Below are 21169 nucleotides of genomic sequence, written 5' to 3'. Positions count from 1 at the left end.
TTTACCAGCCGTTTAAGCACGCTTGTTGCTCTATTGCCCGGCGTTTGACCACCCCTGAACATTGGCTGTCAGGGTCATTGCAATTTTTTCCGTTAACATAAACCCAACGTGAAAACTCTCGGCACGCTTTTAAAGGTTGGTTTTGATTAAACAGCTTGAGCATGGTGGAACGTTTAAAGTTGCCAGCACCGAGGTTGAACACAAAGCTCACCAGGACATCAAACTGAGCTTGAGTCACATCAGCAGTTAAGTATTGGTTGACCGTTTTTTCAGCGGTTTGGATATCGGCGACAAAGTGACGGGCAATCTGTTCTTTCGTCGCGACATCACCCTGCTTAACGCCCGTGGTATGACCCAGGCCAATGGTCCATACATCAGCGCTGCACTGATACGCTTGTGTTCGGCACCCTTCGAGGTTGGCAATATGCGCCAAACCTTGCTGGCTGGTTTGCATATTGGGACTAAGGGTAAAAACAATGGACAATACAACGGCAACTGAACAAACGGTTTTACTGATTAAGTTTTTCATTGAGCGCTTCCGAAATTCGTTGCTTGCGAATTTCCTCAAGCATTTTGAGTTTGATGCGCCGATTGGTGAAGTACGTGACAAACACCATCACAATACCAATCACGGCTGCCCAATCTTGAATGCTGAAGGCCCCGGTCAGAGCCAATAAGCCGCTCGTGAGATATGAAAAGAATGAACTGAGTTTATCTTGCATATGAGGCCCATAAAAAAGCACCCTACTTTCACAATGGAAAGGGGTGCTCGAAAGTTATAAACGCTAGAAACGAAAAAACCCCGCCGATTGGGCGAGGTTTTTTTACTGTAGTAATTATGCACACTTGAGCGGGGAAAGCAAGAATACTAGGTCTATGTGTCATAACATTTGTACAAAAACGCTTTAGAGGTACTGCACTATGCATTAACCTATTTCATTCTGGTTAGTTAAAGTTAGTTGAAACCCTAAACGCTTATTAGCAGTGCGCAGCACTCTTCAGATTAGTCCGCCATAAATGATGCTTTACTATGTGCATCTGCGTCGGATTGACCTTGACAGCTTTCACAGTACCCCCCGTCATTTTGGTAATACTCAACCAAGTCATCGTCATCTAAGATATTTAGACACTCTTGATGTTCTTCTTCAAATTCATGTGTATAACCTGAACATTGAACATCTTCCACCAAATGACGAATTGATTTATCAAAATGATACTTCTGATGTTCAGACATTACCTCATAGCCATTCCGACTGGAAAATTTAGCGATTCCCATAACTACACTTTCATCGGCACCACTATCTCGAGCTGACTCCTCAAGAATCTCCGGGTGATTTCTAATAATTTCTTTTAAAGCCTCTAAGTTCATTCTTATCCTACCAGTTATTTTTAAAGTTGAATTCAATTTGCACTGCTAACAACTGTTAAGATATTAGCAACGCAATAACGATGCGTTAAATGCTCAGCTTATTTAGGTGTGTTATGTTTGAGTGAAGCGAGATCGGCTTTAAGAACTCAAATAAAAGCAATCATTATGTGTCTGACTATTCTTTATGCGAATATTTTTCGTAAAGTTCTAGCTTCTTTGCTTCTAAAAACTTTAGTACTTGTAACTTGATAATAGACTTGTTTTCATCTGCTAACTTCTGTTGAATCTTCAAACCATCAACTTCCATCATTAACTCACTATTCGCGTCCATTCCTTGAAAATAAAGGTTAAGCACACAGGTGCCCTGATGATCAGAGTCATTTAGCTCATGGCTAGAACTTATACTATATAACTTTAGATGCTTCTTGAGTTCGGGCTTTATCAAGAAAATACTGGAATCCAGCTTTTCTCCTTTGAACATTAAGTCTTTAACTTTCTTTTCAAACCACTCGATCTCTTGAGGTTTTTCTCCTTTAACATTTTCATCAGGAGCAAAGTAAATTTTCTTAATGTCTTGGTAATATAAATACATTTCTTTTGACTTAGCTAATTCAATGAGAAAATCTACACGATGCTCATTGGTAAAGTCACCAAATAGAATTTTCTTCATTGGCTCTTGGGAAACATAGCCGTTACTTTTTAAATGATGATGGACCCTGGTTGAAACCTTGTTAATTACACTAAGACTCTCTTTAGATGAGTGTTTGACTGTGATGTTTAAATCAATATTGTTGTTATCATCAAGTTTTAATTCTATAGAACAATTATGGTAAGAAGTGTCATCCCCAAAGTTTTTAGTTTTATCTGTTCTCTTAATGACAATATCAGCAACTAAATGATTTGGATCTTTTCCATCACCTGCAAGAGAAAAGCATGGATCGTTATCAACAGTGGATATTCCAAACGGATCTACTATTAAATCTGAAAAGTCAAAATCATATGGTATTGCATCAACTAAATCTTCTTCACTATTCCAGACAAGTTTTCTAGTTTGGACCTTAGGGTTTTCTTCTTTCGTCTGAATGGACTCTTTCAAGCTTTCAAATTCATCCGGAGATATACCAGTTTTTACCAACAAAGGACCAAGAATTTTTTTATCGTTAGATGAAGAAAAGATCCCTCTTTTTTTTAAAATATCCTTGATATCACCAGGTTTTATCATTGAATTACCAATAAATTGCCGTAGGTAATCACCAGTAGGAATAAAGAAGTCAGACATTAGCTAGACTCCTAAAATTAGGCTTAAAGTTACCAAGTGATACATTTAGTTCCATTTCATTCGAAGATAATACTTTTCGTATTATCGAGTCATGATCATCTGGAAAATAATCACCAGTAACAATCTCAACATCACTGACATTGTCATTAGTGTTCTGACGACAGTATGTTATCAGCTTTGCAAAGTTATTTGCAGAAAATCCATCGATAGATGCAACCAAGAATTTACAAGTTTCATGCCCGCCAACAGTCTTCTTTAGCAAAAACGGGACAAATGGACTATTCAAGAACTCTACTTGCATTTTTTTATTATGTTGCATAATAGTAGAGTCAGCTATGTTCATGCCAGTCAATGGATTAAAAAAATTCCAATCCCAATCAGAATGTTTACTTTCAATATATGTCAAAACATTGAGGATAAATGATACTCTACGATTATCCACTATATATAACTCACCTATATCATAGTCATTCATAAATCTACTGCTTTGTAGTTTTGAGACGAAGTCAAAATCTTCATGGTCACAACTTGATATGTAGAATAAAACGGGAATATCATTAATTCTCTTGCACCCTTTGTAATCTACGTTCAGCTCTCTTCGCTCTCCAGAGCGTAAAAAACACTCTCTTGTATGAACTAGATCTTGAATATACCCTTTGAACTTTGCAGTAGCAGATGCTGGATACTTACTATCTTTGGCATGTTTAACAGAAATAATAAGGTGGTTCAGAGTTTCTGACTCTAGTAATGACTTGTAAGAAAATTGGAAATCAATACCGTGCTGTGTTTTTTCACCACTCTTAGACGTTGAAAGTGCATGCTTTTGACGCTTTATGCAAGGATAATAGATCCCTTTCTGAGGTAAGCCCCACCCAATTTTACTAAAAAAGTTTTCAGCAATACTTTCACCAACTTCACCAATGGTCTTAGAACGTTCTCCAGCCACAATCTACCTCTTAAATACAACAACTACTAAAATTTTACTTTGCTTCCAAAATCCACTTAGCAATCCAACGATCAAGCTCTTCCGGTGAGTTTTTAGCAAATAACTTTAACCAATGGGTTCGCTCATCAGTAGGTAATATTTGTGTTGCAAACAAAATGGCACGCTTTCCTTTCTCACCTACGTTGTATACGTCTTTTTTGATATCACGTACCCAAGACACATTCTTTGTTGTTACAGCTGCAATAGCTTGGTTTTCAATAAACTCACTACCATGAATGTACTGTCTGAATTCACGGTCTTCTAGTAATAAACTATTGTGAGCGACATACCACTCTAACCAAAAGCGAACAATTTGGCTTTGAGCTGCATCATTATTTATAACAGACTTAAGCTGTTTTTTGTGTACCTTTGTAAAACTCTCATTAGTAACTTCTTCGAAATACAAAACCACGTCGTTTATAACAGGCACAAAAAACTCAAAATTATCTAATATCACAGATGCAATTGAGATATTTTTGCTTTTTTTAGCCTTTCTGATTAATGCCCGAGCTAAACCAAGATCTAAAGTATCACGCTTCAGGAGCTGATCAGAGATTTCATTCAGTTGATGCTCTACTTTTTCGTCTTCGTCTTCAACTGGCACTTCGACGAAATCAACCTCACCTGAATAGGGGTTTAAAACCTCTAAGGTTCTGAATATTTCCACTTTCTCTAGTTCATATTGATTGTGGAGTGTACCTTCTACATATTGTTCAGTTTCGAGTATCCTCGTTTTGTCTGTAGCTAGTGAAAGCCTGTGAGCTTCGTACAGATAAAGAGTTAACTCTTCAAGTACCTTCTCCAGCTCAAGCTTAGAGTCTGAGAAAATTCTAAAATCATCAACATACCTTGTATGTTCTACACCTTTTTCGAATATGAAACGATCTATATCTACTAATATTGCCTCTGACATTAAAATACTTGCCGCAGGTCCAACAGGAATACCTTGTGATGATTTATCATTTAAACTTGTAAGAAATGATTCAAGATCGTCTGCTTTATTTTTCAAGCTAGGGGCTGCAAGCTCAAGAGCATTATTTAATCTATGTAAATAAATTTGATTATAGAAGTCAGTAATGTCGGTTGTTAAAACATATTCGTAACTAGTGGATAACTTCTCTGTTCTTTCAGTAAAGTTCTTAAAACCGTTGTCTTTGGAAAAGAAACCACCTTCACTTAGCTCTATACGATATGAACAAGCTATTTTTTGTTTTTCTGGAGTTCGAGATAATTCTATAGCTTCAGCAAATTCGTAAGCTAATGCTGTATAAATAATTGTATCCAATGGCTCTAACTGATGGACGATTCTATAACTGCCTTTCGGCTTCTTAGAAGCTAGGGATAAAGGATGTTTAACCCTCAACTTCGATATATTAGTAGAGCTTAGATGCTTTTTAACATCTTCCCAGTTATACCAAATAGCTTCAAATTCAAACGTTTTTGGGAAAAAGTCTGAGTCGTAAAATGAGCTGATGTGTTTCTTTGCGAATTCCAATGATTCTTCTGTTAATTTACTCACTACCTAACCTTATATTTATAATATATTATTAACTAAAAATTGAAATGTTTATTATTAAAAAATGGAGTCCAAGTGATAAAGTCCCCAATCATTACTACTACCCATAATTATAGTTTTAAAATCTAATCCAAAATCGCATTTAAGTTGGGATTTAAAGTGTTAATTTCAAACTAAAAAAGTATTCTAACACCAAAAAAAATGTCATATAAAAGCTTCAACAAGCTCAATTTCCCCATAAATATCATGTTTAACTGACTTTATTTTTAAATGTGAAAGCTCTTTATTATTTTTCACAGCTTTGATGATTTTTTCTTTATGGACATTATCCAAATTATAACCAAAAAATAAAGTGTCGAACGCATCAAACGGAATTCTCTTTAGGCATACTTCAGGGTAATTGCCTAAATTTAAAAGTTTAACATTAAGACTGCTTATTTCTTCCGGCAGTTTTATTATTGGACCGAGCTTTTCATCACAAAGCTCAAGTGGCAAGACAATACGTGTTTCATCTTCATAAGCCCATTTATGTGCTTTTGAGAACATTAGTCGCTTCGTCAGCTCATCAATATCAACCCCGTTAGACAACATTTGAGTATAAGCTTCAATTGCACTTGATTTTTCTGAAGTTTGATAACTTTCAACTGGTTCACCATTTATACGCCAATTACCTTCAAAATAGGTAATACATGCTCTATCTTCTGATTTATAAGTCACAGGAAGAGGTATGTGTTTAGTGAAGAATGGATGAGCTTCATTGAATGAAATCGCTATCCCTTTGCCCTCAGAAGCATAGTGTGTCCACATTAATTCATTTGTCGCTGTATTACTTAGTGAAAGTACACCAATTTGGCTACTTAAAGCATCAAGGATAAGCGTGTTAACACTCGAAACCATACTTTTAAATTTATGTTCTTCAAAATCAGACACAGAATCAAAGTTTTTTTCTGTTAGAATCATGGTCGGAAAGCAGTCATCAAGCCTTATGCCTGATGGTCTCAAATGCATATTAATCAATTCTTCATCCGAAGGGACATAATCAGGATCAGCCTGCCATTTGTCATGTTGCCGCTTTGCCCATTTTAGGTCTGATGGGGAAAACCGGTTGAAATAAGGAAGCAACTTTGATTCGCTACCTTTATCATTTAAATACTTTGGCTGAGTAAAACGAAATTTACCATTTATTAGAAATTGAAATCTTGGGATTAGACCATTACCACTTTCATCATCAATCAAACCATAATATTTAACCAACAACTTACTTTTAACTCCTATTGTATAACCACTATTAGGTAGAGAAATTTTATATTTAAAGACAAAATTATACTCTTTAGATGGAGTACAAAGTATAAAAGCTACCGCCCTTTACTTCTCGGCCATAGTAACCAGCCATCAATTCCAACTCTCTATAAATAAGAAAACAAAATACCATACTGTATTTGAGTTCACAAAAGGGATTATTTATCGTTTCGACAACTTTTTTCTATAGTAACTTTCCGTAAGGCTTGATCGTTACAGACCACCTCACACAATACGCCACTTAATCTACATCTCGTTTCCTAAGGTCCTGTGTGATGTCACGCAAAGTGCTTTCTGTGAATAGTAAGTTTGATAATCAGCATGGTAGGTTTGTTTCAGGTATTAAATTGAAGAGGAATAGGAACATGGAAAAAGTGCAAGATGAACTAGCTGAGATTGAACAGGAAATCGGCGAAAAACTACAAACTGCACAAGCTGCCCTTGAACAGGCAAAAGCTAATAAATCCCCGATGGTTCAAGTTGAAACTGATACCTTAGAGATACTATTTGAGCTCTATGCTCCCCACCAACAATACATTAACATCTATTCACCTGAGTACATTGCTCTTTTCAGTGATGATTAATGGGCGTGTAACCCCTTGGATTTTTGAACATAAAGACAAATTTTTGTGGACTCCCCTTTTGAAAGGCTTCCACACTCAAGTTGTCGGTAGTATGTCTATTCTATCTTACTACGGTATCGATAGGTTTGACGCAAAAAAGTAGGCTTTATGTGAATGGTTCTTGGACATGAATCAGTTTCAGAAACTCGAACATTAGCAGTTCATGAATAACTACAGGTATGAAAAGTAGCTTAACTTGAAGTCCATAGTTGATAGTGCAGATCACTAAAATCGATACAAACTGAAAATGCCAAGCGTTGAGAATCACTCTTAAACGTCATGTTGAAAACTTTTACGATGCTTGTGACACACTGAGTGTCAATGTATCATAAACACTAGTTGCATAGGAGCATACAATGAAAATACTAAGTGTAAAAACTCAAGATTTGCATAAATATATTTCGAAAAAAATAAGATTTAATCACGAACTAAGCATTATAACAGGTGTAAACGGAAGTGGTAAAACCAGCATATTATGTTTAATTGAGTCAGTACTAAAATTAGATATAAAAAAAATTAATGAGACATCATTTAAGACATTTGAACTTTTAATAAATGTAGGAGAAAAAGATTATAAAATACTAATTGAAAAATTAGAACCTGAAGCTGAAGCCAGCTTAGACTTTTATGTTAACGACTTTAAAATTTCAGTGAAAAACACTGGAAAAAATAACATATTTGGCAATAAAAAATCCACAATAGTTAATGATTTCATTGATAGATACAATATGGAAGTTATGAATGACAATTCAGACTTCAATATATTCTCAAATATTAACGCACCAATGTTAATAGGATTAAACAGAAGAATATCAAACAAAAAAAAGGATTTACTATCTAAAGATGACTTATTTGGAAGCTATAATATTAAAATGTTTGATGAAAAGATCGAGAGAGAAATAGACAGCTTTGATGTTGCTCTTAACGATTGCAAGAGACTAGTTAATAATGAATTTAAGAGAATTAAGAAATACGAAAACGCTCAACTAAATACTTTAAGAAATAACATAATAACTTCATCTTTTACATACATTGATAACTATGATGGAATCATAGATAGTCAATCGATGATTGAATCTCGCTTTCTAGAAGTAAAAGAAAGGAAAAACGAAATACTAGATGTCCTTAATAATATAGAAATAAAAGGTCATGAACTTAGCACTATGAGTTCATCTTTCTTTGAGAAACTCGATGGACTTTACGACAAAGCTTTTTCAAAAAACAAAGATCGAGAAGAAATGAAGTTTACACTTGAGTACTTACTCAACATAACCCAAGTGGAACGAATTTATAACCTCGTGAAAATAATAGACAAGCATAAATCCAACCTTGACGAAAAGAGAAAAAAAATTGATCTTTTTGAAAAGGTAGTAAATTACTTTTTTGATGAAACCGAAAAAAAATAGTTATAAACTCAATAGGTAATATTTACGCAAGCATTAAAAATAGCTCACATAAAGTAGAAATAGATGAACTCTCTTCTGGTGAAAAGCAACTAGTCATCATAATAGCCAACATGGTATTCTCGAGAAAGAACGATATTAACAGTATTATTATAGATGAACCAGAAATATCCCTACACATAAAGTGGCAGGATATGTTTATCTCTGCATTGAGAGAGATAAATAGTAATATTCAATTAATTTTGGCAACACACTCTCCTGATATCATTGGCGAATATGATGATTATTGCACTCCGATCGAGAGGTGGGGGATATAAGATGACTTTGCAGAGGAAAGATGCAGCTAAGTTTTCTAAATCAAAACTATTGGATACATACAATGATATTGATATTTATATAGAAGATACTGCAAAAAATTACGACAAACTATATGTGAATATTTTCAAGAGAATATTTAATGATCAATACAAGATTGACAATGTATATCCTATTGGCTCTAGAGGTAACGTCATAAAAAAATGTAACGAGAAAAAAGGCAATATTAAAAAACCAACTCTATTTGTTGTTGATGGTGACCTTTACATATTAAAAGGGGAAAATGAACTTCCTCGTGGTGTCTTTCGTTTACCTTATTATTGTGTCGAAAACCTTCTACTTGATGTCAACGCAATTATTAATTACATTAATGAAGAGCATACAAGTTTACGTGAAGAGGACATCGTTAGTGAATTCTCTTACGACGAATGGAAATCAGTTTGTGAGTATCCACTTGTTGAATTGTTTATCAGGTATGCAATGATTCAAAAGTTAAACATTCCCAGTGTACCTAATGTTTCAATTCCTATTAAAGATTTCCTTGATGATAAGTATAATTCAACAATCGACCCAGAAAAAGTAAAGTATAAAATTTCGGAACTCAATGACGTGATAATAAATTCTAAAGGGCAAGAAATATTTACTGAAACATACCAAGAAATACTTGAAAGAATGGAATCTTCGTTATGTAAGTTGACAACGCATGTATCGGGAAAAGATTACCTCTACCCTATGATTCACAGTAAGGTATCTACGATTTTGAATAAGAGTGTATCACATATGAACTTCAAGCAAAGACTTGCTTTGAACTGCGACATATCTCAAGTAATAGATTGTCGAAACTCTGTTATTACACCTAGCATCTAGATTTAAATTAACTTTAGTTGCGCTGGATTTTATAACTAGCGCAATTTTCTAAAGCTTCAAAAAATCCGTAAGTTAGTTGTGGTATTGAGAAGTTGAAACGTCTCTTGATGCATAATCTCGGCATATACTGAATTTGGATAACTTTTAGTATGACAAACGCACATTAACAGGTTTTGAATGAGTAAAAGTACTAACTGGAAAAGGGCAAACACTACCGTCCTCTAAACCTCGGCTAAAATAACATGCCATCTATACCAACTCTCCCACAAAAAACAACATACCTCACCGTATGATTTTAAATAGTTTATTACAGTTTCGGCAACCTGTTTCTATGGTCACTTTTTATTTGAAAAATGATGCTATGGGGGTTATTGAATTAGGTCTAACTGGTAGCCTTCTCCCATTTGTCATTGTTTTTCTACTTTGTGGAGGTACATTTGAAGGGTTAGGCTTTAAAATTGAGACAAATGAACTAGTCGATACAACAATTAAAATTAAAAAAGAATTCTATTCAAATGAAGAAGATAAACTGCTCGAAAAAATTGTAAAAATACTGGAAGAGACCAACCCTGAAAGTCCTATTCTTAAAGAATTATAATTTCTATAGTCACTTTCCGTAAGGTTTGATCGATACAGACCACCTCACGCAAAGCTTTTTCTGTGAATAGTAATTTTGGTAATCAAAATGGTAGGTTTGTTTCAGGCAATGAATTGAAAAGGAGTAGGAAAATGGAACAAATACGCCATGAGCTAGCTGAGATTGAACAGGAAATCGGAGCAAAGCGACACAATGCTTCAACAAAAAAGAAGCCCAGCGCATTCAAGGTAACGCCGGGCAAAGTCGTATTGCAAATAGGTTGAAAGTCGTATGAGTAGTGCAAGCTAAAACTACCGAGAAAAAGCTTACACAAACAGACTAGCTCGCTTTCTCAGATTCGTTATTAAAATACCAAACAGAATAGTATTTATGTGTGCTACATCACAACTCTTATTCGGTTTTCCTTTTGCGTAGCCTCTAAGGCCCTCCCAACCTCAATACTCCCCCTATTCACTCTATCTCCGACGTTCGTGAACCTTATTCTTGTTACATTTTGTTACAGAGTATTTTATTACTGGTCGTATTTTGGATAAAAGCGGCAAAGTCATCGAATTAAAACGCACTTATTGATATAGATTTTAGTAGTCGTAGTTATCAATATGCACCTCCTTTAATAACAGGTTGAAGGGGCGGCTTTTTTCAATCAAGGAATGAATATGCTGAAAATATCTATAATCGGTGGTCTCACCGCCATAACTTTAACTTATGCAAATGCTGGTTTCACTCAACATTTCGATGGAACTAAGGAAGATAAGGCGCCTCTACTGTTAGCACCTGCGAGCAGCGGGATCCCTGGACAGTACATTGTTTCTCTCAAGCTGCCAGGTGTCATAGAAAGTAACTCCATTGAGCTAAAACAGTTCACTCATCAAGTCATTAATGATGTCGCCCAAGATTTATCCATCAATATAGAGCAAATTTTTGACCATTCCATGGGGGGATTTGTTGCCAGATTAGACACTCATCAGCTTAATGTACTTCGTATGGACCCACGTATTGACTTTATTGAACAGGATAAAGTCATCGAATTGGGGCCAATTTTGTCGCCTTCTCTCCTTCAAGACGACGCAGTTTGGGGGCTCGACCGCATCGATCAGCGTGATTTGCCGTTAGATAGCCAATATACAACCCAGTATGATGGAACGGGTGTGACCGCTTACGTCATTGATACCGGCATTAACAATGAACATGAAGAATTCAGTGGCCGTTCCATTTCAGGTTATGATGCAGTGGATAAGGATAATGATACTTCTGACTGTCACGGCCATGGAACCCATGTAGCAGGTACGATTGGTGGCGCACAATACGGCGTGGCAAAAAACATTCAGCTGGTTGGGGTCAGAGTCTTAAGTTGTAGTGGCTCAGGTTCCACCTCCGGAGTGATAGCTGGCGTGGATTGGGTGACAGGACACGCAAGCGGACCATCGGTGGCCAATATGAGTCTCGGTGGTGGAAAATCTCTGGCTTTGGATAATGCCGTAGAGAAATCTATTGAGTCTGGGATTAGTTACATGCTCGCTGCGGGTAATGAAAATGCAGACGCCTGTAATGGCTCTCCAGCACGTGTCGAGCCAGGCGTTACGGTTGGGTCAACGACCCGAAATGACTCACGCTCAAGCTTTTCTAACTGGGGTTCATGTGTTGATATGTTTGCACCGGGCTCTGGCATTAAATCGGCTTGGTTCGATGGCGGTTATAGGACGATTAGTGGCACCTCAATGGCAACACCTCATGTAGCAGGTGTAGCAGCATTGTATTTACAAGAAGATGAGACCCTTTTACCAGCACAAGTCTCGGAGCGATTGATCGCTCGCGCCAGTGACAACAAAGTTTCAGATAACCGTAATACGGCTAATAAATTACTCTACAGCTTATCTGATGACGCTTGTAAGGTTGATTGTAACAAGCCTACCCCGACCCCTTCTCCAGACCAGCAATTACTGTCCGGTGTACCCATTCACAATCTGAGTGCTCCGAAAGGTGAGCAGCAGTTTTTCTATGTTGATTTAGTAAAAGGCACCACCTTAAATGTGTTGATGATCGGCGGCAACGGCGATGCAGATATGTACCTAAAATTTGGGGATAAGCCGACAAAACAGACTTGGGACTGCCGCCCCTATAAACTAGGAAATCGAGAAACTTGCACAATAAATAATTCAGAAACAGGGCGTTACCACATTATGCTGAATGCCTATTCAGATTACTCTGGGGTATCACTGCAAGCGGATTTCTAGTCTAAAGCGTCTTGCTCTGGCCGTCGTTTTGAAGCGACGGCCACATCAAAATATTTTCATCTATCATTCATAGACTTGTTAATTTGCAACAAAAATTATGCGCTACATCACGCTCGTTTAACAACAGGTCGTCTATTTTTCTAATGATTTTATTGACCGAGGTAAGAACATGGAAGAAGTCTTTGCCCCCCCATTGTTGTATATTGAAGAGCTAGAATTATTGGAAGTCTCTTTGACAGAGCTCATAGACATTTATCATAGTAATCAGTCACACTCTGACATCCATCTCTATTGCGATTTCAATCACCAGCAATTGATGCATGAGCACAGGAGGTTACTGAATGAGAAAGGGGTTCATTCAGTCAGTTTTAGAGATGGCTACACACTTTACCCCCCCTTTTATGACTAGTTATTAAACGAATATCCTAGGACGATTGCAGCAAAGTGGCTTTTAGCTCATATGGCTATTGATTTATGCTTCATTCAAATGTGTCTCCTAGGATACAAGCTCGTCTTTCGTCAAATCTCTCCATTGCGTTCATCATGAATCACTTGCCACACATCGGTTAAACGATGCCCTTTATTTTTTAGATGTGTCATGATCCGGGCTTGCTCATCTGAGTCATTGACCGTTTTAAAGCCAAAAGAGAGGAGCTTACATTTTCTTGCTTGTTCAAGATGGTTCAGTCCTCTTGCTAATCTATTCAGAATTTGCGCCACCTGCAGGTAATTAAATCGATCACACGAAATCAATTTGGCAATCAATGTGAACCCATACCCTTTATCCAGCATGAGTTGGATTTCTCGATAAATATCTGCTCGGTCATTGACAAGGCCACTTTCATAGAATGGCAGGAGGTGATGATACTGACATTGACCTTGAACACTCATTTTAACTTCTTGACGCAAGGTAAAAGACGAAGCAGAAGGACTTTTTATTAATATTTCTTCAATACATTGGTGTATGTCTTGATCATGACTTGGGGGCATATATTTGTCTCTATTTACGATTATGTGCAAATTATGGCATATGTGAATGGTTGGAAATTAACAGTTCTAAAACTTACTTTTCCATAATTTGAGGTTACGTAGGCGTCACTTCTGAATCCAATGATTTAAGCACCGCGATAATTTGCAACTCATCACATTTTTTCAATTTATTCTCGAAGAGTGATGTTTTTAGTATCCCAAAAGGGATCTTTTAAAAGGCATTGACTATAGTTTTTGAGTATCTGGAAAGTCTCCCCAGACTTTTCACTACTGTCACTGTTAGCTACGTAAACTTAGCCCAATGTCTACTCCATTGGGCTTTTTTTTGCGCGCAAGTGTTTTGTTGAATTCTTCAAGAAAAGAAGGAAGCCAGGAAGGTTAACGTTTTAAAACTATGGACTTTTCGACACTGGCTGAATTAACGAGATAAGAGAAAAAAGCCTTAGCTACGACTGGAAGCTAAGGAAAGTGGCTCGGAGTATAAACTCTACTTTTACAGCCTAGTCTCCCATTCATACTTTAGCAACTGGTAATAAAAAAAAACCAGCCAAGATGGTTATTGGCTGGTCATGAAAAGATTACTAATGTAGAAAGTACTTCAAAAAGTACATCAATGCCACGTCAATATACTACCCAACGTTATATGGCTGCAAAGGGCTATGTCACAGTTAAGCGATTAATTTTTCAAACTTCTCTTTTTATTCTATGGACTTTAAGACAATCCATATTTAGAAGTAAAGACTGACTACCTAGAAGACTAAATCCTGTCTACATACTTAATCAGCGAAGCACCATTGAGGAGTTATACCTAAGCTTATAACTCCTTCGCTACTGCCTCTTCTTGCTTCCACCTTCCCTGTAACACCAAAGTCGCTGCATTGCGTTTATCAACTAAATACTTTACCAACTTACCAACAATAGGTTCGTACCTTTTAAAACGTGAAAAGGTAACGGGCAAGGTTTGGCAGAAAAAAGCGAAACGGGTTTCTTGGGTCCAACTTATACGGCCACCGTCGCAGCATGGGCAGGTCCTTCTGGCTCGGTTTTTGGCAATGTATTTTCCGCTGCCATTACACTCTGGGCAAATTTGGCCAGACTGCTGCGTGGCTTCTGCAATGGCTGTGGATACGAGTGCATGAAGGGCGTTTTCCGCGTATGGGCCACGCCATTTATCCATCAGGGCTTTCGCTTCAAGCAAAGTGGCTTGGTACAGCTTGTGAAGTGCAGTTTTATCTTGCAGGCACTCTACGAATAACACTAAAAATCCAATTGGCGATTCCTTCCAGACTGCACCGACGATGGCCAACTGTTCTTCGTGTGAAATGAGACCTTTCCCACCGCTCGATGGGTCGTAGTTCATCCCTTTTACGTTGAATTTGGCCAGTAATCTTTCCAATTTCATTACGCCCTAGCCCCCATTGCAGCGACTCTTGCAAACACCGAGTCTTTATCAAACATGCTTGGGTCAGGTCTTGTGATTTCACTGATGGGTTTTACATTCGTTTTGTCCACTAAGCGTAGGGAATTTCTTGCGGGTAATGCCCCTGCTCTCGCCTTTTCAGCATACTTGCTCAGCACTTTACGATGCTTGGCTCTGGCTTCTCGTTCACGCAGTTGTGTACGACAAATAAAACCGATTTCTTGCGAGGCCCAGTATTCGATGTCCCCTTTTGGCATTCCGTGCAGCATCCGAGTGAAGGCTTCATCGACATCGACTAGCACTTCTCGCCCCATGTTGATGAACTCAGGTAAGCTTGGCGGCCACGCATCCCCTTTCAAGAGCGTTTGGCTCATCGCTCTTCGAATGTCAGTCACTGACATCGTGGAAATCGCTTGAATCCAGGTCGATGGGAGTGCCTTGTAAATCCATTTCGTGCCAAATCCCTCCACAAACTTCGCTTGGATCCAATCCTCCACACTCAGGTGCAAAATTTGATTGTCGAATTGGTGTGGCAGTGTGGCCGTAACGGGCGAGCAAATCGGCGTTAAGCTGCTCCAATCGCTGTGCATGTGACTCTGCGCCTCCGTGGCTTGCTTGGTTGATTTCATGATCGTCGTTCCATCGCTCTTGATTCAAGTAGGTCGTTAGGTGAAGCCTGTCGAAACCAAATTGCCGATTGGCCACCCGGGTTTCGATATCTTGGCAAAGCATCTCGGTGAATACTTCTGGAGGTTCACTCTGCGCTTTCACGATGCTGATGAATTTTGCTAACGCGTTTTTCCTGGATTTTTTGGTGGGGAATACCGCCCAAATTTGGCTAAAACAAGATTCAAATTCAGCAGACTTTTTTTGTTTATTTTTTTTAGGTTCTTTATGACTGGTTCTATGACTGATTCCGGGTGACACAGGATCACTAGGTTGGTGATCCTGTGTCACCCCCCCTGGTGATCGTGTGTCACTAGGAGAGGACAATTTGTCACCCCCTAAATGTAACTGATAAACATTGGTCGAATTGCCCTTTTCTCCCTTACGAGAACTCACTGAAACCAACCCCATTTCTTCCAATGTTTTGATGTGGCGCATCACGGTTCGGCGGCTGACTTCGCACATATCAGCGATGTATTCATAAGATGGCCAACACACACCATTGTCGTTGGCGTTATCTGCGAGCTTCAGCAAGACGAGTTTGCGGGTCGCATTGCCGACTTTTAACTGCATGGCTTGAGCGGTAAGAAGCATACTCATCTGGCTCTCCTACCCGCATTCAATGCAGATTCATAATTTTGATAAGAAAGACTCATTGCACAAAGTTCTCTTGTTTTGCTTATTAGCGTGGTGATTAATCGCATTCAGGGGGTTAGCCCTTCTGCACCATTAATGTCTCTAAATATTTGAGTAAGGGTTCATGAGAGCCGACACTCTCTTGTAACTCTCGGTAAGCGTTACGAAGTTGATCCGTCGAAGCGTACTCACTCAGTAACAGTACTGAGCGAAGGGCTTCTGAAGATTCTTTGCTGAAATCGGCCAACAGTTGATCACGGTTCGCCATAGCGTGACTTGAGCCAATGGCTGCGACTGAATAGCCAAGTGGATTAAGGAACTGATTTAGTGCAGCGGTGGCTCTTTGTTTGGGCATGGCGGCAATAATGGCGGGGAGCAGATCCATGACATTCGCTTTCGCTTCTGGACTTGTTCTGCTGATGTATCTAAATAGATTTTGGGTATTGTTTGAGTTGTTTAATGCTGATGGGACTTTAAGTAAGTGTTGCCGTTGGCAATCTTCCTCTTCAAAAATTTTCATCTTGTGATAGAAACGTGAGATGTATTCCGCAATCTGTTCTTTCGTGGCCTCGGTACGCCAAGCGACGACCGCGTTATGCATAACACTTTTTAAACTGGGTTGCATGGTTCCTTCCTTACTGGCTTTTTATCCAGAATGTGGGTAATTCGATCCCTTAACGCATTTCATTTAATATCTTCATGGTCAGTTAATAATTCATTCACTGATACTTGACCTCCTGTTGCCTTTGAAATTGCTCGAATATATTTTGCTGGCGCCTGACGCTTTCGGTTGATCCAATTCCAAACATGGGATTGGCTTACACCTAAAAGCTTTGCTAGTGATGTTTGACCTCCTAGAATTGCAGTAGCTCTCTCAATGGCTGACATCGTTCCCTCTCAACCCAAAACAACTTATGTTGTCTCATTAAATTACAACTTAAGATGTTTGTCAATTAACACATTTTGTTGTGATAATTAGATAACACCGAAAGGTTTTTTTGTTATAGGAAGTACGAATGAGTTTTGCTGACCGAGTTAAGCAACGTAGAAAAGAACTCAACCTCTCTCAGTCTGAGTTAGCTGAAAGAGTCGGAGTTGCCCAGCAGTCTATTCATAAAATTGAAGATGGTAGAACGTTGAAGCCTCGTAATATCTTACAGCTCGCTAGCGCTCTTAAATGCAGTGCACTTTGGCTTCAAGGGTTAGAGCCTCAGGATGATAACCTAGCAGTCTGTAACAAAGACCATACAAGTCCTTCCAATACTGCAATGGTGATGACCAGTGGGATTCGTTCCTTGCCAATATTGAGCCAAGCACAAGCTGGAGACTGGGCGAAGGTAATACATGATAAAGACCAGGACTTTGATCAACAAATCACATCAGTTAAGGTATCAGAAAAAGCCTTTGCGATGAGGGTGACGGGTAACTCAATGACTAACCCTTTCGGTTATCCTTCTATCCCAGCAGGCTCTGTCATTGTAGTCGAGCCATGTAGCAGCCCAGACAACGGAAAGATAGTTGTCGCGATATTAAACGACGCACCAGAGGCAACAATAAAGAAACTTGAAATCGATGGCCCTCAGAAATATTTATTACCGTTGAACCCGAAGTACGACCCGATATCAATCAGTGGTAACTGCCGAATAATTGGTTATGTCAAACAAGTAGTTATGGATATTTAAACCTTAAGACATAAAAATGACCCGCCCAGTGCGGGTTTTTTTATATCCAAAAACACAACCTTAGGTGTTGACATGCTAAAAGAATCAGTTGTAGGATTAAAAACAACCTAAGGTGTTATGAGGAAAATATGATGTTTGTGCCTATCGACGCGATTAGCAAGACTCTTGAAGGCTATAAAGCCATTCAACTTCATAGGACGAGCTTTCAGGATTTGTTAGCTAACCTGCCGAAAAGTGACCCGTTATACAACGAACTACAACAGCTTATTGCGCTAAGCGATAAGTGTAAAGACTTGGAAATCAGCGTAGGAGAAGAGGACTCTCAGACCATCCAGCAGTTCAACGCCCTTTCTGAACAATTGAGCAGTAAGTTGAATGAAATGAGAATTTGAAAGCATCAGAAAAAGAAAACCCCTATCGGTGACTAAACCAATAAGGGCTGACTTTGTGCAATGAGACTTTATAACCAAGCCTCATAATCAGTATATAACCGGCTGACCACCGATTTCAAGTATTTAAACTGATTGCTTGGCTTCACCCTGAAAACAAAGGAACTGTTTAATGAAGACCTCACCGCTTCGAAACTCTCAGGAAGAGTTTATCCATAAGCACATTCACAAAATCTTAATTGGTGAAGGCTACGAATATCACCAAGTCAATCGTGCCTGTCACTTCGCGATTGAAACCTACCGAACCACCGCTTCTTTTGGCGGCCGAGGGGGAAAGTGTTTCGACTTTTGTCTGGTCAAAGCCCGCCAGTTACTCGCCCCTATGAAAAAGAAAGCCACCTCTCGCAAACGCAAGGCGGGTTAATGAATGAAAAGCGTAGGCGTGAAAAAGCAGCGGCTCGTGCTCAACGTCTAAGAGACAAGCGTAAAGCCAGTGGTAACAAAGACATTAGAGTGACGTTGTCACAGAATGAGATTGTGATGTTAGCGGATATCTGTCAGTTCTTCTCTTACCCCGGTACCGCTTATACACAAGTTGAAGCTTTACAGTCTCTTATTCATCGCGTTCATGCGGAGATACCAAAAATAGAAAACGAGTTAGGTTGCTGTGGTCAATGTGGCGAACCACTACCACTAGGATGTGCAAAGTTACGCGAAGGCGGTTTGTTTTATGGTGATGCGATGTGTTGGCACACAACAAACCGAGTACGAATTATACCATCAGGAGATGATTGATTTTGAGCATCGAGGTTTACGCACTCGTTTGTGCGACTTTTTATGGATTTTACTTTTTATACAACAGGGAGAACGACAATGAGTGAGGCTCAACATGACTCGTCAATCTGAACACTTTATGGATGAGTGTGAACTCTTCCGGTTTATCACGGGGTGATAACGTTCAATCCCCCCCTAAAGCGAGGTTCTAATACAATGGAAACCCAAAATCCCAAACTTGCAAAGATAACCATCGTCACTTTAAAACTGGCCTCTGAGCTTATCGGTATCAGTACAAAAACTATGCGTGATAGAGCCAACGAGGGGATCTACCCTTCCTCGGTCATTTGTAAAATTAATGGAACATGGATGGTCGACACTGAGGAATGGAACCGATGGCACAGGGCCAGAATGTAAAACTTCCAACGGGTATAGAGATCCATGGCAGGCGGTTACGAATCATTTTTTTCTACAAAGGAAAGCGTCGCCGTGAATCTCTAGGCCTTGTTGCGAGCAAGCAGAACATTCAATTTGCCTCACGAAAACGCGAGACCATCATGTATGAAATCTGTATTGGCACGTTTTCTTATGCAGAACACTTCCCTGATTCCCCTCATGCGACTGATTGCGCCAAAGCGAGTACGTTTGGTGATATGGTGGATAAATACCTCAAAATCAAACAGCTTGAATTAAGATCATCGACCTACAAGAAATACGTTTCTTTGTTTAAGATCGCCAAAAACGCGTATGGTGCTGAGCGTAGCTGTAACACGTTGAGTCCTCAATCGGTGACGGAACTGCGTGCCCTCCTGATGAAAGATCGAGGCGCTAGAACACTGAATACGTATTTCCGTGCGATCAAATCCTTCTTTACCTGGCTGCATAAAATGGAGTTTGTAGATCGCAACTATGCGGAGTTTATGCAGAGCGTTAAAACACCAGAACGTAACATTCACCCATTTTCGATGGATGAGATAAACAAAGCCCTGAATGCCTGCATGAAAGAGCAACACAGAAACATGATCACCCTACTCACTTACACGGGTCTGAGAACGGGTGAGATTTGTGGGTTAGCCTGGGAAGATGTCGATTTTGAGAACAAGCAACTCACCATTCGTAGAGCAACCTTTGAGGCTCGCGGGTTGAAAACACCCAAAACGGATCGTGAACGAACGATTGATTTAATGCCTCCTGCATTTGAGGCTTTGAAAGCGCAGATGAAATTGAGTGCCTTCTATCCCAAAAAAGACCATGAAGTTGAATTGGCTGATAAGACTGTCCGTATCGATAACATTCGTTTTGTCTTCAACCCGAAGGCGACAGAAAATCTCAATGCGAAAACGCCCTATGATTATTTTAGTAAGACGTCACCAAATAAGATGTGGAGGAATATTTGCATTCGTGCCGGTATCCCTTACCGCAATGTTTATCAACTGCGCCACACTTATGCGTCGTGGATGTTGAGTTACGCGAACGTGAACATTGCGTATCTCGCAAAGCAAATGGGACACAGTAACTTTTTAATGATCGCCAATATCTATGGGAAATGGATGGAGAACAAAAACGCTTCGGAAAGTGAAAAGGCCTGGGAAGCGTTGAAGAAAGTGAGTTCTGATAAGTAGACAAAAGCTTCGCGAGTCCGCTCCTTTGGATAAGTTGATCGATTGGGGTGAACAATACAGCAGGAGCGATGATCCCATTTCTACCCAAAATTTTTTTATAAATTTGTATAAAAGATTGTTTTATATAGGTGATTTTAAATTTTCAACATTGCGCTCGATATGATGTATATGGAAGAAGAGCAGATGAATTGGGCGATGAAAGGCATGTCAGATGACGATAAAACGCTTGATTGTAACGGCACTGAACTGAAAAAAGGTGACGACGTAACGGTCATCAAAGACCTCCCCGTTCGAGGTACAAACCAAGTCATCAAACAAGGCACGGTCATACGTGGCATAAGCCTTGGCGACGATCCGAAGCTGGTTTCTGGTAAGGCAAATGGCGGTCAATCAATGTACGTTATCGCGGAATATTGCCGTAAAAAATAGTCATTGTTTTAGTGAGATTTAAGAGAGGCGCTCAGATTATTAGAGCGCCTTTTTTTTATCGGAAAAATGGGCT

At 39.1% G+C, this 21169-nt stretch carries 25 protein-coding genes and 1 pseudogene; 13 read left to right on the top strand and 13 right to left on the bottom strand.

Annotation, left to right across the window (positions count from 1 at the left end; all coding sequences use genetic code 11):
- Position 1 precedes the first annotated feature (1 nt).
- The 7 genes from BS333_RS17590 to BS333_RS17560 form a co-directional block, all read right to left on the bottom strand.
- On the bottom strand, positions 2 to 529 hold the full coding sequence (locus BS333_RS17590) for a lysozyme (RefSeq protein ID WP_021708738.1): 528 nt from the start codon (positions 527 to 529) through the stop codon (positions 2 to 4).
- Positions 510 to 722 (bottom strand): HP1 family phage holin, encoded by a 213-nt coding sequence (locus tag BS333_RS17585; protein ID WP_021708739.1) that lies wholly within the window; start codon positions 720 to 722, stop codon positions 510 to 512. The genes BS333_RS17590 and BS333_RS17585 overlap by 20 nt, the downstream gene beginning before the upstream one ends.
- 281 nt (positions 723 to 1003) lie before the next feature.
- The gene (locus tag BS333_RS17580; protein ID WP_021708740.1) at positions 1004 to 1369 is read right to left on the bottom strand and encodes a hypothetical protein; all 366 of its coding nucleotides are present in this window, start codon (positions 1367 to 1369) and stop codon (positions 1004 to 1006) included.
- Positions 1370 to 1544: 175 nt separating this feature from the next.
- On the bottom strand, positions 1545 to 2648 hold the full coding sequence (gapS4b, locus tag BS333_RS17575; protein ID WP_021708741.1) for a GapS4b family protein: 1104 nt from the start codon (positions 2646 to 2648) through the stop codon (positions 1545 to 1547).
- The gene (gapS4a, locus tag BS333_RS17570; protein ID WP_021708742.1) at positions 2641 to 3594 is read right to left on the bottom strand and encodes a GapS4a family protein; all 954 of its coding nucleotides are present in this window, start codon (positions 3592 to 3594) and stop codon (positions 2641 to 2643) included. Before gapS4a ends, gapS4b begins: the two co-directional genes overlap by 8 nt.
- A gap of 34 nt (positions 3595 to 3628) precedes the next feature.
- On the bottom strand, positions 3629 to 5152 hold the full coding sequence (locus tag BS333_RS17565) for an RNA-directed DNA polymerase (RefSeq protein ID WP_021708743.1): 1524 nt from the start codon (positions 5150 to 5152) through the stop codon (positions 3629 to 3631).
- 201 nt (positions 5153 to 5353) lie between these two features.
- Complete coding sequence (locus BS333_RS17560; protein WP_021708744.1) at positions 5354 to 6406, bottom strand: DUF2971 domain-containing protein; 1053 nt, start codon at positions 6404 to 6406, stop codon at positions 5354 to 5356.
- A gap of 407 nt (positions 6407 to 6813) precedes the next feature.
- Here BS333_RS17560 and BS333_RS17555 point away from each other — a divergent pair, with 407 nt between their 5' ends.
- The 7 genes from BS333_RS17555 (at position 6814) to BS333_RS17530 (ending at position 12488) form a co-directional block, all read left to right on the top strand.
- Positions 6814 to 7032 (top strand): hypothetical protein, encoded by a 219-nt coding sequence (locus BS333_RS17555; RefSeq protein WP_021708745.1) that lies wholly within the window; start codon positions 6814 to 6816, stop codon positions 7030 to 7032.
- 395 nt (positions 7033 to 7427) lie between these two features.
- Positions 7428 to 8477, top strand: coding sequence for an ATP-binding protein (locus tag BS333_RS17550; RefSeq protein WP_101903946.1), 1050 nt, complete (start codon positions 7428 to 7430; stop codon positions 8475 to 8477).
- Positions 8474 to 8791: an AAA family ATPase gene (locus tag BS333_RS22660; RefSeq protein ID WP_101903945.1), complete on the top strand. Its 318-nt coding sequence runs from the start codon at positions 8474 to 8476 to the stop codon at positions 8789 to 8791. The genes BS333_RS17550 and BS333_RS22660 overlap by 4 nt, the downstream gene beginning before the upstream one ends.
- Positions 8754 to 9656, top strand: coding sequence for a DUF4435 domain-containing protein (locus BS333_RS17540; RefSeq protein WP_033003415.1), 903 nt, complete (start codon positions 8754 to 8756; stop codon positions 9654 to 9656). Before BS333_RS22660 ends, BS333_RS17540 begins: the two co-directional genes overlap by 38 nt.
- Positions 9657 to 10002: 346 nt before the next feature.
- Positions 10003 to 10254, top strand: coding sequence for a hypothetical protein (locus BS333_RS17535; protein ID WP_152428741.1), 252 nt, complete (start codon positions 10003 to 10005; stop codon positions 10252 to 10254).
- A 131-nt stretch (positions 10255 to 10385) separates the two neighbouring features.
- Positions 10386 to 10517: a hypothetical protein gene (locus tag BS333_RS22515; protein WP_255209430.1), complete on the top strand. Its 132-nt coding sequence runs from the start codon at positions 10386 to 10388 to the stop codon at positions 10515 to 10517.
- Positions 10518 to 10910: 393 nt separating this feature from the next.
- Positions 10911 to 12488: a S8 family peptidase gene (locus tag BS333_RS17530; RefSeq protein WP_021708749.1), complete on the top strand. Its 1578-nt coding sequence runs from the start codon at positions 10911 to 10913 to the stop codon at positions 12486 to 12488.
- 519 nt (positions 12489 to 13007) lie between these two features.
- On the opposite strand, the gene BS333_RS17525 is transcribed toward BS333_RS17530, so the two are convergent.
- The 6 genes from BS333_RS17525 to BS333_RS17500 all read right to left on the bottom strand — a co-directional run bounded on the left by BS333_RS17525 (position 13008) and on the right by BS333_RS17500 (position 17088).
- On the bottom strand, positions 13008 to 13478 hold the full coding sequence (locus BS333_RS17525; protein WP_033003418.1) for a hypothetical protein: 471 nt from the start codon (positions 13476 to 13478) through the stop codon (positions 13008 to 13010).
- An 814-nt stretch (positions 13479 to 14292) separates the two neighbouring features.
- Complete coding sequence (locus BS333_RS17520; RefSeq protein WP_021708753.1) at positions 14293 to 14880, bottom strand: hypothetical protein; 588 nt, start codon at positions 14878 to 14880, stop codon at positions 14293 to 14295.
- Complete coding sequence (locus BS333_RS17515; RefSeq protein WP_033003419.1) at positions 14880 to 15299, bottom strand: hypothetical protein; 420 nt, start codon at positions 15297 to 15299, stop codon at positions 14880 to 14882. Before BS333_RS17515 ends, BS333_RS17520 begins: the two co-directional genes overlap by 1 nt.
- On the bottom strand, positions 15286 to 16164 hold the full coding sequence (locus BS333_RS17510) for a helix-turn-helix domain-containing protein (RefSeq protein ID WP_021708755.1): 879 nt from the start codon (positions 16162 to 16164) through the stop codon (positions 15286 to 15288). The genes BS333_RS17515 and BS333_RS17510 overlap by 14 nt, the downstream gene beginning before the upstream one ends.
- Before the next feature lie 112 nt (positions 16165 to 16276).
- Positions 16277 to 16825, bottom strand: a complete 549-nt coding sequence (locus tag BS333_RS17505; RefSeq protein WP_021708756.1) for a toxin YdaT family protein — start codon at positions 16823 to 16825, stop codon at positions 16277 to 16279.
- Between the two features lie 59 nt (positions 16826 to 16884).
- The gene (locus BS333_RS17500; protein WP_021708757.1) at positions 16885 to 17088 is read right to left on the bottom strand and encodes a helix-turn-helix domain-containing protein; all 204 of its coding nucleotides are present in this window, start codon (positions 17086 to 17088) and stop codon (positions 16885 to 16887) included.
- Positions 17089 to 17216: 128 nt separating this feature from the next.
- On the opposite strand from BS333_RS17500, the gene BS333_RS17495 reads away from it, so the two are divergent.
- From BS333_RS17495 to BS333_RS17465, 6 genes and pseudogenes are all read left to right on the top strand, one after another.
- Complete coding sequence (locus BS333_RS17495) at positions 17217 to 17882, top strand: LexA family protein (protein WP_021708758.1); 666 nt, start codon at positions 17217 to 17219, stop codon at positions 17880 to 17882.
- Positions 17883 to 18010: 128 nt separating this feature from the next.
- Positions 18011 to 18274: a hypothetical protein gene (locus BS333_RS17490; protein ID WP_021708759.1), complete on the top strand. Its 264-nt coding sequence runs from the start codon at positions 18011 to 18013 to the stop codon at positions 18272 to 18274.
- Positions 18275 to 18443: 169 nt separating this feature from the next.
- Positions 18444 to 18695: a hypothetical protein gene (locus BS333_RS17485; RefSeq protein WP_021708760.1), complete on the top strand. Its 252-nt coding sequence runs from the start codon at positions 18444 to 18446 to the stop codon at positions 18693 to 18695.
- Positions 18695 to 19066 carry a hypothetical protein gene (locus BS333_RS17480; RefSeq protein WP_021708761.1) on the top strand — a complete coding sequence of 124 codons (372 nt, stop codon included), beginning with the start codon at positions 18695 to 18697 and terminating at the stop codon, positions 19064 to 19066. Before BS333_RS17485 ends, BS333_RS17480 begins: the two co-directional genes overlap by 1 nt.
- A 374-nt stretch (positions 19067 to 19440) precedes the next feature.
- Entirely contained in the window at positions 19441 to 20667 is a 1227-nt protein-coding gene (locus tag BS333_RS17470; RefSeq protein WP_021708763.1) for a site-specific integrase, read from the top strand.
- A gap of 150 nt (positions 20668 to 20817) precedes the next feature.
- Positions 20818 to 21096 (top strand): annotated as a pseudogene (locus tag BS333_RS17465) (alkylphosphonate utilization protein); the annotation flags it as partial.
- Between the last annotated feature and the right edge of the window lie 73 nt (positions 21097 to 21169).

The sequence above is a fragment of the Vibrio azureus genome (genome assembly GCF_002849855.1).
Lineage (GTDB): Bacteria > Pseudomonadota > Gammaproteobacteria > Enterobacterales > Vibrionaceae > Vibrio > Vibrio azureus.
This window is presented reverse-complemented; position numbering and strand designations above follow the sequence as displayed.

Excerpts from the sequence above, each read along its gene's own strand:
- BS333_RS17590 (WP_021708738.1), bottom strand. The coding sequence starts at position 529 with ATGAAAAACTTAATCAGTAAAACCGTTTGTTCAGTTGCCGTTGTATTG.
- BS333_RS17585 (WP_021708739.1), bottom strand. The coding sequence starts at position 722 with ATGCAAGATAAACTCAGTTCATTCTTTTCATATCTCACGAGCGGCTTA.
- BS333_RS17580 (WP_021708740.1), bottom strand. The coding sequence starts at position 1,369 with ATGAACTTAGAGGCTTTAAAAGAAATTATTAGAAATCACCCGGAGATT.
- gapS4b (WP_021708741.1), bottom strand. The coding sequence starts at position 2,648 with ATGTCTGACTTCTTTATTCCTACTGGTGATTACCTACGGCAATTTATT.
- BS333_RS17555 (WP_021708745.1), top strand. The coding sequence starts at position 6,814 with ATGGAAAAAGTGCAAGATGAACTAGCTGAGATTGAACAGGAAATCGGC.
- BS333_RS17550 (WP_101903946.1), top strand. The coding sequence starts at position 7,428 with ATGAAAATACTAAGTGTAAAAACTCAAGATTTGCATAAATATATTTCG.
- BS333_RS17540 (WP_033003415.1), top strand. The coding sequence starts at position 8,754 with ATGATTATTGCACTCCGATCGAGAGGTGGGGGATATAAGATGACTTTG.
- BS333_RS22515 (WP_255209430.1), top strand. The coding sequence starts at position 10,386 with ATGGAACAAATACGCCATGAGCTAGCTGAGATTGAACAGGAAATCGGA.
- BS333_RS17530 (WP_021708749.1), top strand. The coding sequence starts at position 10,911 with ATGCTGAAAATATCTATAATCGGTGGTCTCACCGCCATAACTTTAACT.
- BS333_RS17525 (WP_033003418.1), bottom strand. The coding sequence starts at position 13,478 with ATGCCCCCAAGTCATGATCAAGACATACACCAATGTATTGAAGAAATA.
- BS333_RS17520 (WP_021708753.1), bottom strand. The coding sequence starts at position 14,880 with ATGAAATTGGAAAGATTACTGGCCAAATTCAACGTAAAAGGGATGAAC.
- BS333_RS17515 (WP_033003419.1), bottom strand. The coding sequence starts at position 15,299 with ATGTCAGTGACTGACATTCGAAGAGCGATGAGCCAAACGCTCTTGAAA.
- BS333_RS17510 (WP_021708755.1), bottom strand. The coding sequence starts at position 16,164 with ATGAGTATGCTTCTTACCGCTCAAGCCATGCAGTTAAAAGTCGGCAAT.
- BS333_RS17505 (WP_021708756.1), bottom strand. The coding sequence starts at position 16,825 with ATGCAACCCAGTTTAAAAAGTGTTATGCATAACGCGGTCGTCGCTTGG.
- BS333_RS17500 (WP_021708757.1), bottom strand. The coding sequence starts at position 17,088 with ATGTCAGCCATTGAGAGAGCTACTGCAATTCTAGGAGGTCAAACATCA.
- BS333_RS17495 (WP_021708758.1), top strand. The coding sequence starts at position 17,217 with ATGAGTTTTGCTGACCGAGTTAAGCAACGTAGAAAAGAACTCAACCTC.
- BS333_RS17490 (WP_021708759.1), top strand. The coding sequence starts at position 18,011 with ATGATGTTTGTGCCTATCGACGCGATTAGCAAGACTCTTGAAGGCTAT.
- BS333_RS17485 (WP_021708760.1), top strand. The coding sequence starts at position 18,444 with ATGAAGACCTCACCGCTTCGAAACTCTCAGGAAGAGTTTATCCATAAG.
- BS333_RS17480 (WP_021708761.1), top strand. The coding sequence starts at position 18,695 with ATGAATGAAAAGCGTAGGCGTGAAAAAGCAGCGGCTCGTGCTCAACGT.
- BS333_RS17470 (WP_021708763.1), top strand. The coding sequence starts at position 19,441 with ATGGCACAGGGCCAGAATGTAAAACTTCCAACGGGTATAGAGATCCAT.